Below are 17,116 nucleotides of genomic sequence, written 5' to 3'. Positions count from 1 at the left end.
CGGAACCCCTTTCAGCACATCATGTCCACTCTTAGGCCTCGGCCTGCACCCGTCCGGTGGTCACTAGCACCGACGATCACTATTGCTGCCACCGCGACCGCATCAACAGGAGACGTGCGCCGGGTTTCAGTGCCGAGCAGCGATGATATTCTTTGCAGCATCTGAACCTCATCATGCTGTTGCCAGCACGACGACATCGACAGGATCGCCATGAACGACACTGGAACGTCAGACCATGACCTGCCCGCTATCCTTGCCGGGCCCATCCTGCGACGCCTGACGCGCGAGAGATTCCGAGCATGGCTGGTCACCAGTCGCGAGCTGACGCTGAAGCTGGAGCTTACGCCGCAGGATGAAGCGCCTCACCGCCGAGTGCTCGGCGACGACGACTACCGCAAGATTCCCCTGGGGCGCCATGCCTGGCTGTATCTCATCGACGCCGCCGTGGATGCCCCGCTTCCGCAGGACACTCTGATCGCCTATGACCTTCAGGTCGTGGAGCAGAATGCCCCGGACAGCCTTGGACAAGGTGCTGCAAGATGGGCCCCTCACCTCTGCCACGACGGCCAGTCCGCCCCCCGCTTCGTCCTCGCCTCCAGTCATCGACGGCTGCTGCATGGCTCCTGTCGCCGCCCCCACTACGATGGCCCCGATGGCCTGGCGCACCTGGACAGCTGGCTGGCCGGGCAGCTTGACCACCCCGAGGCGATGCCCGCCTGGCTACTGATGACCGGGGATCAGGTCTACGCGGATGACGTCGCTGGCCCGATGCTGGTGGCCATCCACGCACTGATCAAGCGCCTGGGGTTATTCGATGAAGTGCTCGAAGGCGCGGTGATCGACGATAGCCCGGCGCTCTATGCAAGCCCTGCCAGCTACTACCGCAGGGAAGAGCTGTTGCCGGACGTCAAGAGCACCGATGACCTCAAGGATCGCTTCTTCGGCGGCGTGCGCAAGCCGGTGTTCACCTCGGCCAGCGCCGCCAATCACTTGATGACCTTCGCCGAAATGATGGCCATGTACCTGCTGGTGTGGTCCCCGACTCCCTGGCGCATCATCGAGCTGACCTGCCCCGAACTCGATGACGAGCACCGCGAACGCTACCAGGAACAGGCCCGTGTCATTGATGACTTTGTCGAGACGCTGCCCGCCGCGGCCAGGGTCATGGCGCATCTGCCCAGCCTGATGATCTTTGACGATCACGACGTCACCGATGACTGGAATCTGACCGCCCAGTGGGAGCAAACGGCCTATGGGCATCCTTTCTCCAAGCGGATCATCGGCAATGCCTTGATGGCCTACCTGCTGTGCCAGGGCTGGGGCAACGATCCGGATCGCCTCAAGACGCCCCTGGACGACGCCCAGGCCTTGCTCGAGGACGCGCGCCAGCGCCAGGGCTGGCTGTCGGCTGGCGATCAGGATGCCTGCCTTGAGCGACTCTTCCGCTTCGAGGGCTGGGAGTTTCAGGTCGAGGGGACGCCCCGCCTGGTGGTCCTGGATACCCGCACGCGCCGCTGGCGCAATGGGCGCAAGCCCCACCGTCCGTCGGGCTTGATGGACTGGGAGGCACTGTCAGAGTTTCAACAGGAACTGATCGATGCCCCCTCGGTGGTCATTGTGTCACCGGCCCCGATGTTCGGCGTCAAGCTGATCGAAGCGATCCAGAAGCTCTTCACCCTGGCGGGTAAACCCCTGATGGTGGACGCGGAAAACTGGATGGCCCACCGCGGCGCCGCCAGCGTCATGCTCAACATCTTTCGCCACTCCCGAACCCCGGGGCACTACGTCATTCTCTCCGGCGACGTGCACTACTCCTTTGTCTACGACATTCGGATTCGCCATCGTCGCCAGGGGCCCAAGATCTGGCAGGTAACCTCCAGCGGGATCAAGAACTGCTTTCCCGACACCCTGCTGGATACCTTTGATCGGCTCAACCGCTGGCTGTATTCCCCACGCTCGCCCCTCAACTGGTTTACCCAGCGCCGTCCAATGGCCGTCGAACCGCGCGACCCTGACCACGCCAAGGCAGGCGAGCGGCTATGGAATGGGCCAGGCATCGGCCTGATCACGCTGGCCAAGGACGGAAGCCCGGACGACATTCGCCAGCTCGATGCCCGTGGAATGGAGGTCACCTTTCCCCCGCCCGACAAGGCGCCGTGACCTGCCCGCGCAGGCAGGACCCAGGCGTCTCGGCGCTCGCAGGTCCTGCCTGACGGCTCAGCTATCGTTGGAGCGAGCCCGGTCCTTCGAGGACGGCTCCCGGGACATCAGTCCTCGCACTCCCTTGCGCATGGCCTGGCGGTGCAGCTTGGCCATGCGCACGCGCTCTGCCAGCGGTCGGCTGGCGTCTTCCACCGGCCCCCCCTTGGCCGGGCCGAGCAAGTGTGCGATCCAGCGCGTCTGGGGATGACTGTCCAGGGCAATCTTCAGCGTCATGGTCAGCACCACCGACAGCAACATGCCGGTGACGCCGAAGATCCAGCCCCACACGACCAGCGACAGAAACGCGACGAAGGTAGACAAGCCCAGGGCGCGCCCCATGACCCGCGGCTCGATCAGGTTGCCCATCACGAAGTTGATCGACAGGTAGGCCAGGCTCAGCAGCAAGGCATCACCCAGGCCACCCTCCGGGGAGACCAGTACCAGCAACACCGGGGGGATCGCAGCGATAGCGGAACCAATGTTAGGGATGTAATTGAGCGCAAAGGCCAGCACTGCCCACAACAGCGGGAAGTCTACTCCCACGATCTGGCAGGCGATCCACACCAGAGCACCGGTAATCAGGCTGATCACCGTCTTGACCGCCAGATATCGCTTGAGCGTGTGGCTGAACTCGTTGAACCGCTCGAGACTAGGCGCGGGATTCGCCAGCGCCCGTGACACCTTATCCCGGAAATTCAGGGTTTCGAACAGCATGAATACCACGAGCAAGGCTACCACCATGCTCTGCATCATCAGGTTGCCCAACTGGCTGAGCAGCGCAGGGATCCACTCGCCCAGCTGTTCGGTATCAAGAAAACCCGCCAGACGCTGGGTATCGATGGCCAGCCCCATGCTCGCCAGACCATCCAGCAGGCGCAGGTAATATTCGTAGAGCTTCTCTTCAATGCCGGGCAGCGCCTCGGAGAACGTGCTGACCGTATTAACCAGCAACAGCGCCAGCAGACTGAGCATGCCCCCGATGACCACCAGCGTCAGCCACACCGAGGAGCGCAGTCCCAGGCCACGCTCGTGCAGCCATTGCACCGGAGCGGTACACACCACGGCGATGAACAGCGACAGCAACACCGGCACCAGCAGATCGGAGCCGGCCCGCATCCCCGCCACAATGACCACCAGCGCCGCCAGCGCCAGGGTCAAGTTGAGGGGAAGTCTGCGCTCTTCCTGCGCATTGACATCGTCTTCCATGCACCTGTACTCCTCTGTCAGGTAGGTCAGGTCGTCCTTGACTGGGGTGGCAGCGACTCAACGCATGCCGTGGGCTTGCTGACGGGCCTACACGCTGCCGAGACAATGACGTCCTCGGCCGCACTCCCGTCCAGGCCGCATCCGGCTCGCACGACATACTGCCCTGCCAATCATTTCAGCACAAAGTAACATGACCGCTACCACAATACGTTGCAGGCCCGAGCCCTTGGGCCCAGGTACGTAAACTCAAGGCCTTGGGCTCTGAGCGGGAGGCCCATGACCCTCGCCCTCGGCCATGCCGTCATTCAACGCGACTGCAACCATGCAACTATCATGGACGTTCTTGCCAGGCCAGGAACGCATTGCCATTGGCGACGTCGAAGGACTGAATCGCCGGGGCCGGCGGAAGGCCAGTCTCACCGAGCGGGTCGAGCCACAACCGTCGCACCAAGGCTATCTCTCGGATAGCTGCCACCCGGCACACAAAACCATAGGAAAGGGAACACCCAAGGAGCACATCATGGCACTGACCCATCCCCGCCGCCGCTTTTCCCCTGTCGCCCTGCTGGGGCTCGGGCTTGGCCTGGCACTTGCCAGCGGCCCTCTGCTGGCCAGCGAACCGGCGCCGCAGCGCTACCTGGATATTCAGGCGCAGTCAGAGCTCCAGGTGGCTCCCGACAAGGCGACCTTGAGCGCGCGGCTGTGGGAGCTGACCCCCGCTATTGCCCAGGAGAAAGACAGTGGCGATCACGCAGAGGCCCTCGGTCAGGCCCGCTCCAAGCTGGAGTCCAGGGCCGCTGAGCTGATCGCCGCGCTGGAGGACGCCGGGCTTGAGCGTGATGCCATCAACGCCGGATCGCTGCGTGTGCAGCAGGAAATGCTGCATCGCGCGAGCCAGAATGGCGACAACCCGACCCCCATGGTACGCACCCGCCTCGAACGACCGATCCGTCTTTCCATCAGCGACCTGGACAGCCTGCCCACCCTGCTTGACGCGCTGACGTCTGCAGGCGTCAACGCTCTGGATGGGGTCAGCTACGACCTCGCCGATCGCGATGCTGCCAGCGATCAGGCACTAACTCAGGCGCTGGAGCGTGCTCGTGCCAAGGCCGAACTGATGGCCGATACCCTGGGCGTTACCTTGGGTGACGTGGTTCAGGTCAGCGAGACCAACGCTCCGGTGTTCCAGCCACGCATGATGGCCATGCGCGCCGACATGGCGGAAAGCGGCGGTGCGGCAGACTACAGCCCCGGCAACATTACCATCGACGCTGGCGTCCAGGTGCGCTGGGCCTTGGCAGGACAGGAAAGCCCGTCGGCCGATCACCCGGACGGTCAGGCGGCAACCGCGTCCAGCCCCTGAAGGCAGCGACCAGGCCGCCAGCCACATGGCTTGACGGCAAGCGGCGGATGGACCACCTGCGCTCAACACGACAAAGCCCCCGGTAGTGGTCCCTACCGGGGGCTTTGTTGCAGCGCTGGAATCACCGCTGCTGCATGGCTTTCTAGATGTTGATGCGCTCGACGCCACCCATATACGGCCTGAGCACCTCGGGCACGGTGATCGAGCCGTCTTCATTCTGATGATTTTCCATCACCGCAATCAGGCAGCGGCCCACGGCCAGACCTGAGCCGTTCAGGGTATGCAAAAGCTGGGGCTTCTTTTCCCCCTGGGCACGGAAACGAGCCTGCAGGCGTCGTGCCTGGAAATCCTCACAGTTGGATACCGAGGAAATTTCACGATAGGTGGCCTGGCTGGGCAGCCAGACTTCAAGGTCGTAGGTCTTGGCCGCGGAGAAGCCCATATCGCCGGTACACAGAGTCACTACACGGTATGGCAATTCCAGCGCCTGCAGGATGGCCTCGGCGTGGCCGCGCATCTCTTCCAGGGCGTCATAACTGGTCGCAGGATCCACTAGCTGAACCATTTCGACCTTGTCGAACTGGTGCTGACGAATCATGCCGCGAGTATCACGACCATGAGAGCCCGCCTCGCTACGGAAGCACGGGGTATGCGCCGTCAGCTTCAGCGGCAGCGACTTGGCATCGACGATTTCATTGCGCAGCAGATTGGTCAGCGGCACTTCGGCGGTGGGGATAAGGTGGAACTCACGCTCGTCATCGAGCTTGAACAGGTCCTCACCGAATTTCGGCAACTGGCCGGTACCGTACAGCGAATCGCGGTTGACCATATAGGGCACGTAGCACTCTTCATAGCCGTGCTCCAGCGTCTGCTTGTCGAGCATGAACTGGGTCAGGGCACGGTGCAGCCGAGCAATGGGGCCTCGCATGACGGCAAAGCGAGCGCCCGTGAGCTTGGCGGCCACCTCGAAGTCGAGGTCGCCCTTCTTGGCGCCCAGGTCGACGTGATCCTGCACCTCGAAGGCGTACTCAGCCGGGGTTCCCCAGCGGGACACCTCGACATTGTCACTTTCGTCCTTGCCCGCGGGCACGCTGTCGTGGGGCAGATTGGGGATGCCCGCCACGATATCGTCCCACTCCCCCTGGACGCCGCCCAGAGCATGTTTTGCCGCGTCCAGGCGCTCGCCCAGATCACTCACCTCATCAAGCAGCGGTTGAATATCTTCTCCCGCCGCCTTGGCCTTGCCGATAGCCTTCGAGCGTGTGTTGCGCTCGTTCTGCAGGCGCTCGGTCTCGGCCTGCAGCTCACGGCGCCGGGCCTCCAGCGATGACAGCGCTGAACTGTCGAGGGTATATCCGCGGGTGGCCAGTCGTGTCGCGACCGTGTCGAGGTCGCCGCGCAGCAGTTTCGGATCGAGCATGGAATCGGGTCCGTCGGCTATGTAGGAAATGGAGATGACGTATCAGTCTGGTGCGGAGGCGCCGTGGGCCGACATACTGCATCGCCAACGAGCCATGACTCACCACAGGTGGAGGCATTCGGCTCGGGCGCCCTCCGCGCAGGCCAGTCATTGTAGGCAAATCCCGCAGGCGACGCCATTGGCCCGGGCTGACATCACCGGCCTGGCAGATGCTGGCGTTACCGGACACGAGGGACAGCCGGGTTCAGGATGTATCGCAGCCAAAGTCGCGGTAAAGTAGGCACACCTCATTCTTCCGCCCTGTCGCGAGCGCTACAACTCGCCAATGCGGGGCCAGCTTCGACCGAGACCATGATCGCTTCCCTGCCTCTTGTTGACACCGCGACCGACCTTGACCAGCACTATGTCACCTTCCTCACGACATTGAAGAACGAAGGCTTCGAGGGCGAGATGGCTCCCGACTATGCCAGTCGGACGGTGCTGGCCACTGACAATTCCCTTTACCAGCGCCTGCCCCAGGCCGCGGTCTTTCCACGCCACGCCGACGATCTGGTGCTGCTGGGCCGACTGGCCGGGCGCGATGAATTCCGCCAGGTGACGCTGACGCCGCGAGGGGGCGGTACCGGCACCAATGGACAATCCTTGAGCGACGGCCTGGTGGTGGATGTCTCCCGCCACATGAACCAGATTCTCGAGATCGACGTGGACAACCGCCGCGTGCGGGTTCAGGCAGGTGTGGTCAAGGATCAGCTGAATGCTGCCCTGAGGCCCCACGGCCTGTTCTTTGCCCCTGAGCTATCCACCTCCAATCGGGCTACCATCGGCGGCATGATCGCCACCGATGCCAGTGGCCAGGGCAGCTGCACCTACGGCAAGACCCGCGATCACGTACTCGAACTGGATAGCATCCTGATCGGTGGGGAGCGGCTGGTCACGGGACCCGTGGACGAGAGCGAACTGGCCGCACTGTGCCAGGAACAGACCGCCAGGGGGCGTGCTTACCGGGTGGCTCGGGAGATCATCGACCACCAGCGCGCTCAGATTGACGCTATCTTTCCACCGCTCAACCGTTGCCTGACGGGCTATGACCTGGCTCATCTGCGCAGCGACGACGGTCGACTGAACCTGAATAGCGTGCTGTGCGGCGCAGAAGGCTCCTTGGCGCTGACCAATGAAGCGGTGCTCAACGTGCTGCCGATTCCTCGCCACGCGGTGCTGGTCAACATCCGCTACCCAAGCTTCATGGATGCCTTGGCCGATGCCAAGGCGCTGATGGCCGGTGGCGCTTCACCGGACTCGCAGCAGGCGCTGCGTCCCACGTCGATCGAGACGGTGGACGACAAGGTACTGAGCCTGGCCATGGAAGACTTCGTCTGGGACGCGGTCGCTGAGTTCTTCCCGGTGGAAGCGGGCATGACCATCGAAGGCATCAATCTGGTGGAGTTCAACGACGACGACCCGGATCGCCTGAGCGCCAGGGTCGCCGAGTTCTGCCAGGCTCTGGACAGCGATACCAGCGTCACAAGGCTGGGCTACACCCGTGCCGAGGGCCGCGAAGCGATTGGTCGCGTCTATGCCATGCGCAAGCGCTCCGTGGGTCTGCTGGGCAACGTGCAGGGCGAGAAACGGCCCCTGCCCTTTGTCGAGGATACCGCCGTTCCGCCAGAGCACCTGGCCGACTACATTGCCGAATTCCGTGCCTTGCTCGACGCCCGGGGTCTCGACTACGGCATGTTCGGCCATGTCGATGCCGGCGTGCTGCATGTGCGCCCGGCCCTGGACATGAAAGACCCGCAGCAGCAGGCCATGATCCGGGAGATCTCCGACGAGGTGGCCGCCCTCACCCAGCGCTATCATGGCCTGCTGTGGGGCGAGCACGGCAAGGGGGTTCGCTCGGAGTATGCGCCGGCCTTTTTCGGTGAGCTGTACCCCAGCCTGCGCCGACTGAAGGGCGCCTTCGATCCCCACAACCAGCTCAACCCCGGCAAGATTGCCACGCCTCTCGTAGCTGACCGCGTCGACGACTCCAGCAGCGACACCAGGGTAACGGCCACCGATCCGGGCCTGCTGGCGATTGACAAGGTGCCCATGCGTGGGGACTTCGATCGCCAGATCGATGAGCGGGTCTGGCAGGCCCACGCAGATGCGGTCTACTGCAACGGCAACGGCGCCTGCTACAACTATGACCCTAATGACGCCATGTGCCCGTCCTGGAAAGCCACGCGGGACCGGGTGCACTCCCCCAAGGGGCGAGCCAGCCTGATGCGCGAGTGGCTGCGCCTGCAGGGCCAGGCCGGCATCGATGTGGTCGAGGAAGCGCAACGCAAGAGAGAAGAAACGCTGCTGGGATGGCTCAAGCACCTGCCTGGACGGGCGCGCAACAGTCTGCGCGGCAAGGACGATTTCTCCCACCAGGTCTACGACGCCATGGCCGGCTGCCTGGCCTGCAAGTCCTGTGCTGGCCAATGTCCGGTCAAGGTCAATGTCCCCGCCTTCCGTTCGCAGTTTCTCGAGGTCTATCACGGTCGCTATCTGCGTCCGCTACGGGACTACCTGATCGGCGGACTGGAGTTCATGCTGCCGGCACTGGCTCCCTTGGCGCCCGCCTATAACGCCGCGCTGAACCATCGACTGGTGGATCGGCTGCTGCGAGATGGCTTGGGCATGGTCGACAGTCCGCGCCTGTCGCAAGCACGCCTTTGCAAGCAGCTCAAGGCCTGGGGCGTGCCACAGGCTACGCCGTTGACCCTTGGCCGGCTGAGCGAGCGCCAGAAGGCACGCAGTGTGATCCTGGTACAGGACGCCTTTACCAGCCACTTCGAAGCCAGGCTGGTCGCCGATGTGGTGGAGCTACTGTCACGACTGGATATCCGCGTCTTCGTGGCGCCCTTCAAGCCCAACGGCAAGCCGCTCCATGTGCAGGGTTTCCTGGGTGCCTTCGAGCGCACCGCCCGACGCCGTGCTCGGGAACTCAGGGCGCTGGCCAGCAGTGGCGTCGCCTTGGTCGGCATCGACCCCGCCATGACCCTGACCTACCGCCAGGAGTACGTGAAGACACTGGGATCGGACGCGGTTCCCGAGGTGCTGATGCTGCAGGAATGGTTGCTCAGCCTGGGCAATGGCCTGGTCCCCAGCGGACTGGACCTGAGCCAGGAGGCGCCCTTCCAGCTGCTGTCGCACTGCACCGAGAAGACCCAGGCGCCCGGCAGCCCCAAGGCCTGGCAACAGCTGTTCGAGCGCTTCGGGCTGGACCTGGCACCGCTGGCATCCGGCTGCTGTGGCATGTCCGGCACCTACGGCCATGAAGCACGCAACCTGGCGACGTCACGCACCATCTATGCTCAGTCGTGGGAGCCCGTCGTGCAGCAACATGGCGCCCAGGGGCGACTGCTGGCCACCGGCTATTCCTGCCGCAGCCAGACCAAGCGTTTCTCGGACCTGCAGTTGCCCCACCCGCTGCAGGCTCTGCTGGAGGCCCTGCGCCGCGCCAGCTGAGGCGCTGCCCCGGGAGCAGAGAGAATCCGTGGCAGCGAGATGCGGTGGCTCCCATCGAGCAACAGTCAGACCATCGTTGACGTCTATAAGGCGAATGCATTGCATGATGGACGCCGCGCCGCTAGTCTGCGCGGCTTTTCTCTTTTCGGAGTCAACCGATCATGGAGCATGCCGGACTCACCTTGGCCAGCGTGGGCCTGCTGGCACTGGGGTCACAGTGGCTGGCCTGGCGTCTCAAGGTCCCCGCCATCCTGACCCTGTTGATTGCAGGCATCGCCGCCGGCCCTGTCACGGGCCTGCTGGACCCCGACGCGCTGTTCGGCGACCTGCTGTTTCCGCTGGTGTCGCTGGCGGTGGCGGTGATCCTGTTCGAAGGCAGCCTGACCCTGAACTTTCGCGAGCTCGGCGGCCATGGCCGCACGGTGCGACGACTGGTGACCTGGGGCGCCCTGATCACTGCGCTGTGTGGTGCATTGGCGGCACACTGGCTGTTGCAGCTGAGCTGGGAGATGGCGAGTCTGCTTGGTGCGCTGCTGGTCGTGACGGGACCGACGGTCATCCTGCCGCTACTGCAGACGCTGCGGGCCCGTGAGCACCTGACCCAGATCCTGCGCTGGGAAGGTATTCTGATCGACCCGGTGGGCGCCATAGGTGCCGTACTGGTGTATGAATTCGTGGCACTGGGTTCCGGCACCCAGGCGCTACCGCATACCTTGGCGCTGTTCGCCCAGACGGCGCTGGTCGGTTTCGGGCTCGGTGTGGCCGGCGGCTACCTGTGGGGCCAGGTGCTGCGCCAGCACTTGCTGCCACAGCGCCTGCACAGCTTTGGCACTCTGATGACCATGCTGGGGCTCTTCACGGTATCCAACGCCCTGTTCCATGAATCGGGGCTGCTGACCGTTACCGTGATGGGGGCCTGGCTTGCCAACATGCGCGGGGTGCCGACACGGCCGATCATCGAGTTCAAGGAGACGCTGTCAGTCCTGCTGATCTCTGGCCTGTTCATTCTGCTGGCAGCGCGCCTGACCGTGGAGCAGCTGGCATTGCTGGGATGGCCTGCCTGGGCCTTCCTGGCGGTGTTGCTGCTGCTGGTCCGTCCGTTGGCGGTATGGTTATGCACTATTGGCAGCGGCCTGGACTGGCGCGAGAAAGGCTTGCTGGCGTTCATTGCTCCTCGCGGTATCGTCGCCGCCGCCGTGGCATCGCTATTCGCCCTGCGTCTCGAAGAGATCGGAGTGCCCGGCGCCGATCGGCTGGTGCCGGTGACCTTTCTGGTCATCATCGCAACAGTGGTGTCACAGAGCCTGCTCGCTCGACCGGTGGGAGACTGGCTCAAGGTGCGCCGCCCTTCCGCCCATGGCGTACTGATCATTGGCGCCAACCCGGTGGCCCGCCAGATGGCACACTGCCTGCGCCAGGCAGGCCTTGGCGTACTGCTGACCGACTCAAGCTGGGATGCCGTGCAAGCGGCGCGCGCCGAAAAGCTGTCCGCCTATTACGGTGATCCGCTGTCGGAACACGCCTCCCAGCACATGGAGCTGACCGGCATCGGCTACCTCGTGCCGCTGTCTCCCTACCGCGAGCTCAACGACCTGGCGGCACTGCACTTCGAGCACCTGCTCGGCCAGGGCCAGGTGTTTCGCCTGGCGGTCAACCTGGGCCGCCAGGCCAGACGCCAGCATGCCACTGCCATTGAACACGTGCCCTACCTGTTCGGCAGGGAGATGACCTTTGCCCAGCTATCCAGCCTGGTCGAGCGAGGCGCCCGCTTCGAGGTCGAGAAACTGACGGAAACCCCACGCCATCGCCAGGTGCTGAGGCCTTCGGGCGTGAAGGCGGCGCCCCCCATCGGCGCACCCGGCACCCGTACAGCGCCCCTCATCTGCATCGGCTCGTCGGGGCGACCGAGGATTGCCAGTGCGGATGCACCGCTCAGCCCGCGCAAGGGCGATCATGTCATCCGGCTGGTCATGCCCGGTGGCGACATCACCTGAGCCAGCTGCCTCTTGCCTGAGGCCACCTTTCGCCCTAAGACGTCTCTCGCCTTAAAACGCCCCTTGCCTTAAAACGTCTCTCGCCTGAAAACGTCTTGGGCCGGTCAAACGACCGGCCCAAGTCATATGGGAAGACATGCGGGCCACCTGCTGGTGGGGCAAATACCCCAGCGGACAAAGTCTAGTGCGCTCGGACGAGCGTCAGAAGAATAGCCGCCTCAGCGCCTCCCCAGGCTCCTCCTCACGCATGAAGGCCTCGCCCACGAGGAAGCCGTTGACGTCATGCTCACGCATGCGCAGCACGTCATGGCGATCGTGAATTCCCGACTCGGTGATGACGGTGACATTCGGCGGAATCCGCGGCAGCAGGTCCAGGGTCGTCTCGAGCCGCGTGTTGAAGGTGTGCAGGTCGCGGTTGTTGATCCCCACTAACGCCAGGTTAAGTGCCAGTGCCCGCTCGAGTTCATGGGCATCATGGACTTCCACCAGCACGTCCATGCCCAGCTCACCGGCCTGCTGGTGAAGGTCCTGCATCTTCACGTCGTCCAGCGCAGCAACGATCAGCAGGATACAGTCGGCTCCGATGGCCCTGGCCTCGCTGACCTGATAGCCATGCACAATGAAATCCTTGCGGATCACCGGCAGATCGCAAGCGGCCCTGGCCGCCACCAGGTAGTCCTCGTGTCCCTGGAAGAAGTCTGCATCAGTCAGCACGGAGAGACATGCAGCGCCTCCACGAGCGTACTGCTCGGCAATCTCGGCGGGACGAAAGTCCTCGCGGATCAGTCCCTTCGATGGCGATGCCTTCTTGATCTCGGCAATCACCGCGGGATCGCCTTCACGGATGCGCTCCGCCAGCGCGCGCACGAAGCCCCGCGGCGCATCCTGCTCGCGAGCCCGCTCGAGCAGCGCCTGCTCACTCACCTGTTGGCGCCTGCTGGCAACTTCTTCATCCTTGCGCTCGAGAATCTTCTCGAGGATCGTCGGGGTGGCATTGGCCATGTTGTGATTCTCCTTGCGGCCCCTGCGGGCATGCCATTACGGCGTCAAAACAGTCGTCACTGACGTCCAAGCCGTCGCGGTCACTGCGCGAAGACTCGCGTGAAGTGCGCCAGCTCCTTCATTTTTTCCAGCGCCAGCCGCGTCCCTTGGGCATCCTGGGCCATCAGCACCCCTTCCTTGAGGGAGTCCGCCACGTCGGCGGCGTACAAGGCAGCACCGGCATTGAGCGCGACAATATCAGCGGCGGGCCCTTCACCGGTCAGCGCCTTTTCCACCAGGCGCAGGCTATCCTCGGCACTACTGACCTTCAGCGAATCCAGGGACTGTCGTTCGATGCCCACGTCTTCCGGGGTCAGGGTGTAGCGATGAATCTCACCATCCTTGAGCTCGGCAATCCGGGTCGGCGCGGCCAGAGAGATTTCATCCAGTCCATCCTCGGCGTGGGCCACCAGAACGTGGTGGCTACCCAGCTTCCTCAGTACGTCGACCATCAGCTCGAGCAGATCCGGATGGTATACCCCCAACAACTGATTGGGCGCCCCAGCCGGATTGGTCAGCGGACCCAGGATATTGAACAGCGTGCGCACCCCCATCTCACGACGCGGCCCGATCGCATGACGCATGGCCGGGTGGTGGTTCGGCGCGAACATGAAGCCAACACCCACTTCCTCGATACAGCGGCCCACTTGCTCAGCATCCAGATCAAGGCCAATGCCCGCCACCTGAAACAGGTCTGCGCTGCCGGAGGACGAGGACACGCCGCGATTGCCGTGTTTGGCCACATGGGCCCCGGCAGCGGCCGCCACAAAACTGGACGCGGTGGAGACGTTGAACAGGTTTGCCCCATCCCCGCCGGTACCGACGATGTCCACCACGTTTTCGCAGGACAAGCGGACCGGGGTCATCAGATCGCGCATCACCTGGGCGCAGCCAGTGATCTCTTCAGCGGTCTCCCCTTTCATGGCCATGCCCATCAGAAAGGCGGCGACCTGAGCGTCGGTCGCTTCACCGGTCATGATGGTATTCATCACTGCGTAGGCCTGCTCGCGGCCGAGATTTTCCCGGCGCATCACCGCCGCGATGGCATTGGTCATCTGCATGCTAGTCTCCTGATCGGTTCAGTGGCGCTCAAGGAAGTTGGCCAGCATTTCGTGGCCTTGTCGGGACAGGATCGACTCCGGGTGGAACTGGACGCCTTCGATGGGCAGCTCCTTGTGACGCAAGCCCATGATCAAGCCTGGCGTCACGTCGTCCGTATCGGTCCAGGCGGTCACTTCCAGGCACTCGGGCAAGCTTTCTCTCTCGACCACCAGGGAGTGATAGCGCGTGACCGACAGGGGGTCATCCAGTCCCTTGAACACGCCCTGGCCAGAGTGGCGAATGTCAGAGGTCTTGCCATGCATGACTTGGGGCGCTCGCACCACCTTGCCACCGAACACCTGGCCAATGGCCTGATGTCCCAGGCAGACACCCAGCAGCGGAAGCTTGCCGGCGAAGTGGCGAATCAGGTCCAGCGAGATACCCGCCTCGTTGGGGGTACAGGGTCCCGGCGACACCACAATATGACTCGGTGCCATGGCCTCGATCTCATCCAGGCTGATGGTGTCATTACGCCGCGTCACCACCTCGGCTCCCAGCTCCCCCAGGTACTGCACGATGTTGTAGGTGAAGCTATCGTAGTTATCGAGCATCAAGATCATGTTGGCTCCAGAATCAAAATTTGGCTTCACCCATTGAGATGAACCACACAAAAATGCCGCCTCATGGGCGGCACTTCTGCTGTCACGACATCCCGTTGGCTGGCACGGGGTCTTCCGCCCTCTTCAGTTGAAGGGGCGCCACCACTGCTGGCGATCACGGGATGTTGTCGGATTCATATTCATCATGGGCTTATAGTGTGTGTCGACCTCAGGACTGTCAAGCCTGGCGCGTCTGCCGACTGCCTTCAGCGGCTGCGCCCACCCGGCTTGTCGAGACCCTGCTCGGCCATGGCGACGGCGCGGAACAGGGCACGGCCCTTGTTCAGCGTCTCGTCCCATTCCGACTGGGGAACCGAGTCCGCCACCACGCCTGCGCCGCACTGCACGTGCAGCTGGCCATCCTTGATCACTGCCGTGCGAATGGCGATGGCGGTATCCATGTTGCCGTGCCAGGACAGGTAGCCCACCGCCCCGGAGTAGACGCCGCGCTTCACCGGCTCGACCTCGTCGATGATCTCCATGGCACGAATCTTCGGCGCGCCGGACAAGGTACCCGCTGGGAAGGTGGCACGCAGGACATCCATGGCACTGTAGCCAGGCTTCAACTTGCCGGTCACGTTGGAGACGATGTGCATGACGTGCGAGTAACGCTCGATGGCCATCTGGTCGGTCACTTCGACGCTACCGGTCTCGGAGATGCGGCCCACGTCATTGCGCCCCAGATCGATCAGCATCAGATGCTCGGCGACTTCCTTGGGGTCTGCCAGCAGGTCCTCTTCCAGCGCCTTGTCCTCGGCCTCGGTCTTGCCGCGCACACGGGTCCCGGCGATCGGGCGCACGGTCACCATGCCATCTTCCAGCCGCGTCAGGATCTCCGGCGAGGCGCCCACCACATGGTGATCATCAAGATTGAAGAAGAACATGTAGGGCGACGGATTCAGGCTTCTGAGGGCACGATACAGATCCAGCGGCTCTGCCTCGAAGTCGATGGACATACGCTGGGACGGCACGCACTGCATCACGTCTCCGGCCAGCACATAGTCCTTGATCTTCTCCACGGCGGCCTTGAACCCTTCTTCCGTGAACCCAGAGGTAAAGTGCCCCTCCTCGACCTGCGGTCGAGCCTGGCCGGGCAGCCGGGAAGGCAGCGCCAGCGGGCTGCGCAGTGACTCCTCCAGCGCTTCCAGTCGTGACAGCGCGGCGCTATAGGCGGAAGGCGTCGCCGGGTCAGCGTGGGTCCACAGGGTCAAGCGCCCATAAAGGTTGTCGAACACGACCAGCTCATCGCACACCATCAGCAGAATATCCGGCACGCCGATGGGATCATCCTTCTCGACGCCGGCGAGGCGGGGTTCGATGTAACGGATGGTGTCGTAGCCGAAATAGCCCACCAGACCACCGTCAAAGATCGGCTGGTCATCCAGCACCGGCACCTTGAAGCGGCTCTGGAACTCTTCGATCCAGGCTAGCGGATCTTCGGCCTCGGTGAGCCCGGACGCTTCACCATCGACGATGTGCTTGACCAGATGGCCGCGCACTTCGATGCGCTCACGACAGGGCAGGCCAATGATCGAGTAACGCCCCCACTTTTCGCCGCCAGTGACGGATTCGAGCAGGAAGGTCCAGGGCTGATCGGCCAGTTTCAGGTAGGTGGACAACGGCGTGTCCAGATCGGCCATCAGCTCACGGGTAACGGGAATACGGTTATAGCCAGCGTCGGCCAGCTCAGCAAAACGCTCGGGGGTCATCATGCCCAGGTCCTCAATGAAAAAGTGGGTGACAGAGGGTCCAGCGTCACCATCGCCAACCGCAACGCGCCGGTGTCGCCGACATCGAGCAGTGCGGGAGGGTCATCAAGGAAGAAAAAGGCTGGGCCATGGGCAATCCATCGCAGCAAGTCAGGGGGTGAAAAGGCAACACGACTCCGCCTCGGCGAGGTCGTCCTGGCTATAGCCAGAGCCTATCGGCATAACGCCATGACATAGCGTCATGCCGAAAAACCCTAAACGAGTTGGTCAAGCGATTCAACTATCAGATCGGGCTCGCTGAGGCTGACAGGTTCGCCGTGATTATAGCCATAGGGCACCGCAATGGTCCGATACCCAGCGGCCTTGCCGGCCTGAATGTCATGGCGTGAATCGCCCACCATCACACACTGCGAAGGACTGACGTCGAATTGCTGGCACAGGTGCCTGAGCGGCATGGGGTCCGGCTTCTTACGAGGGAGAGTGTCGCCTCCCAGGCACACCGTGAAGTAGCCGTCGATCGACAGGTGCTCGAGAATGGGACCAATGAACGCTTCGGGCTTGTTGGTGACGAGGCACAGGATCAAGCCTCGGCGAAACAGCTGAGACAAGGCGGTCTCGACCCCCGGATAGAGGCGGGTATGCACGCAGGGGTGCCGGTGATAGTGCTCGAGGAAGCGCTCGTGGGCGGTCTTGCACAACACCTCACTGGGGGCCTCGCCCAAGGCATCTGTCAGCGCCCGCTCCAGCAACGACCATGACCCATTGCCCACCCAGTCTCTCACGCGCGCCTCACCTGCCACGGGCAGGTCCACGTCGAGCAACGCGGCATCGACCGCCGCGGCCAGGTCAGGCACTGAGTCGATAAGAGTGCCATCCAGGTCAAAGGCCACCAACTGTGACCCATCCAGGGCCTCGCCCACAGGCATTTTCCAACCGTCGTTCACCATGTCCCTGCACTATCCCCTGCTCTATGCCCTGCTCTATGC

General features: G+C 63.3%; 11 protein-coding genes. 4 read left to right on the top strand and 7 right to left on the bottom strand.

What is annotated here, in order from left to right; translation table 11 throughout:
- The first annotated feature begins 210 nt into the window (after positions 1 to 210).
- Positions 211 to 2,160 (top strand): alkaline phosphatase D family protein, encoded by a 1,950-nt coding sequence (locus KUV72_RS02465; RefSeq protein ID WP_222237310.1) that lies wholly within the window; start codon positions 211 to 213, stop codon positions 2,158 to 2,160.
- A gap of 57 nt (positions 2,161 to 2,217) precedes the next feature.
- Here the strand turns inward: KUV72_RS02465 and KUV72_RS02460 are convergent, their stop codons facing one another.
- On the bottom strand, positions 2,218 to 3,408 hold the full coding sequence (locus tag KUV72_RS02460) for an AI-2E family transporter (RefSeq protein ID WP_222237309.1): 1,191 nt from the start codon (positions 3,406 to 3,408) through the stop codon (positions 2,218 to 2,220).
- Positions 3,409 to 3,928: 520 nt separating this feature from the next.
- Between KUV72_RS02460 and KUV72_RS02455 the strand changes: the two genes are divergently transcribed.
- On the top strand, positions 3,929 to 4,771 hold the full coding sequence (locus KUV72_RS02455; RefSeq protein WP_222237308.1) for an SIMPL domain-containing protein: 843 nt from the start codon (positions 3,929 to 3,931) through the stop codon (positions 4,769 to 4,771).
- A gap of 142 nt (positions 4,772 to 4,913) precedes the next feature.
- Here the strand turns inward: KUV72_RS02455 and serS are convergent, their stop codons facing one another.
- Positions 4,914 to 6,191, bottom strand: a complete 1,278-nt coding sequence (gene serS / locus KUV72_RS02450; RefSeq protein ID WP_206942994.1) for a serine--tRNA ligase — start codon at positions 6,189 to 6,191, stop codon at positions 4,914 to 4,916.
- Between the two features lie 351 nt (positions 6,192 to 6,542).
- Between serS and KUV72_RS02445 the strand changes: the two genes are divergently transcribed.
- Positions 6,543 to 9,686, top strand: coding sequence for an FAD-binding and (Fe-S)-binding domain-containing protein (locus KUV72_RS02445; protein WP_222237307.1), 3,144 nt, complete (start codon positions 6,543 to 6,545; stop codon positions 9,684 to 9,686).
- Between the two features lie 161 nt (positions 9,687 to 9,847).
- The gene (locus KUV72_RS02440) at positions 9,848 to 11,680 is read left to right on the top strand and encodes a cation:proton antiporter (RefSeq protein WP_222237306.1); all 1,833 of its coding nucleotides are present in this window, start codon (positions 9,848 to 9,850) and stop codon (positions 11,678 to 11,680) included.
- Positions 11,681 to 11,881: 201 nt separating this feature from the next.
- Here the strand turns inward: KUV72_RS02440 and trpC are convergent, their stop codons facing one another.
- From trpC to KUV72_RS02415, 5 genes are all read right to left on the bottom strand, one after another.
- Positions 11,882 to 12,682 carry an indole-3-glycerol phosphate synthase TrpC gene (trpC, locus tag KUV72_RS02435; RefSeq protein ID WP_206943000.1) on the bottom strand — a complete coding sequence of 267 codons (801 nt, stop codon included), beginning with the start codon at positions 12,680 to 12,682 and terminating at the stop codon, positions 11,882 to 11,884.
- Between the two features lie 80 nt (positions 12,683 to 12,762).
- A complete protein-coding gene (gene trpD / locus KUV72_RS02430) occupies positions 12,763 to 13,782 on the bottom strand; it encodes an anthranilate phosphoribosyltransferase (protein ID WP_206943002.1) in 1,020 nt (339 codons plus the stop codon).
- Between the two features lie 18 nt (positions 13,783 to 13,800).
- Positions 13,801 to 14,382 (bottom strand): anthranilate synthase component II, encoded by a 582-nt coding sequence (locus tag KUV72_RS02425; protein ID WP_206943004.1) that lies wholly within the window; start codon positions 14,380 to 14,382, stop codon positions 13,801 to 13,803.
- A gap of 245 nt (positions 14,383 to 14,627) precedes the next feature.
- Positions 14,628 to 16,130 (bottom strand): anthranilate synthase component I, encoded by a 1,503-nt coding sequence (trpE, locus tag KUV72_RS02420; RefSeq protein ID WP_206943185.1) that lies wholly within the window; start codon positions 16,128 to 16,130, stop codon positions 14,628 to 14,630.
- Positions 16,131 to 16,384: 254 nt separating this feature from the next.
- On the bottom strand, positions 16,385 to 17,077 hold the full coding sequence (locus KUV72_RS02415) for a phosphoglycolate phosphatase (protein WP_224908189.1): 693 nt from the start codon (positions 17,075 to 17,077) through the stop codon (positions 16,385 to 16,387).
- Between the last annotated feature and the right edge of the window lie 39 nt (positions 17,078 to 17,116).

This window comes from Halomonas sp. DP4Y7-1, from assembly GCF_019800705.1.
Classification (GTDB): Bacteria; Pseudomonadota; Gammaproteobacteria; order Pseudomonadales; family Halomonadaceae; genus Halomonas; species Halomonas litopenaei_A.
This window is presented reverse-complemented; position numbering and strand designations above follow the sequence as displayed.

What these genes read in the sequence shown, in the direction of transcription:
- KUV72_RS02465 (WP_222237310.1), top strand. Translation starts at nt 211, where the DNA reads ATGAACGACACTGGAACGTCAGACCATGACCTGCCCGCTATCCTTGCC.
- KUV72_RS02460 (WP_222237309.1), bottom strand. Translation starts at nt 3,408, where the DNA reads ATGGAAGACGATGTCAATGCGCAGGAAGAGCGCAGACTTCCCCTCAAC.
- KUV72_RS02455 (WP_222237308.1), top strand. Translation starts at nt 3,929, where the DNA reads ATGGCACTGACCCATCCCCGCCGCCGCTTTTCCCCTGTCGCCCTGCTG.
- serS (WP_206942994.1), bottom strand. Translation starts at nt 6,191, where the DNA reads ATGCTCGATCCGAAACTGCTGCGCGGCGACCTCGACACGGTCGCGACA.
- KUV72_RS02445 (WP_222237307.1), top strand. Translation starts at nt 6,543, where the DNA reads ATGATCGCTTCCCTGCCTCTTGTTGACACCGCGACCGACCTTGACCAG.
- KUV72_RS02440 (WP_222237306.1), top strand. Translation starts at nt 9,848, where the DNA reads ATGGAGCATGCCGGACTCACCTTGGCCAGCGTGGGCCTGCTGGCACTG.
- trpC (WP_206943000.1), bottom strand. Translation starts at nt 12,682, where the DNA reads ATGGCCAATGCCACCCCGACGATCCTCGAGAAGATTCTCGAGCGCAAG.
- trpD (WP_206943002.1), bottom strand. Translation starts at nt 13,782, where the DNA reads ATGCAGATGACCAATGCCATCGCGGCGGTGATGCGCCGGGAAAATCTC.
- KUV72_RS02425 (WP_206943004.1), bottom strand. Translation starts at nt 14,382, where the DNA reads ATGATCTTGATGCTCGATAACTACGATAGCTTCACCTACAACATCGTG.
- trpE (WP_206943185.1), bottom strand. Translation starts at nt 16,130, where the DNA reads ATGACCCCCGAGCGTTTTGCTGAGCTGGCCGACGCTGGCTATAACCGT.
- KUV72_RS02415 (WP_224908189.1), bottom strand. Translation starts at nt 17,077, where the DNA reads ATGGTGAACGACGGTTGGAAAATGCCTGTGGGCGAGGCCCTGGATGGG.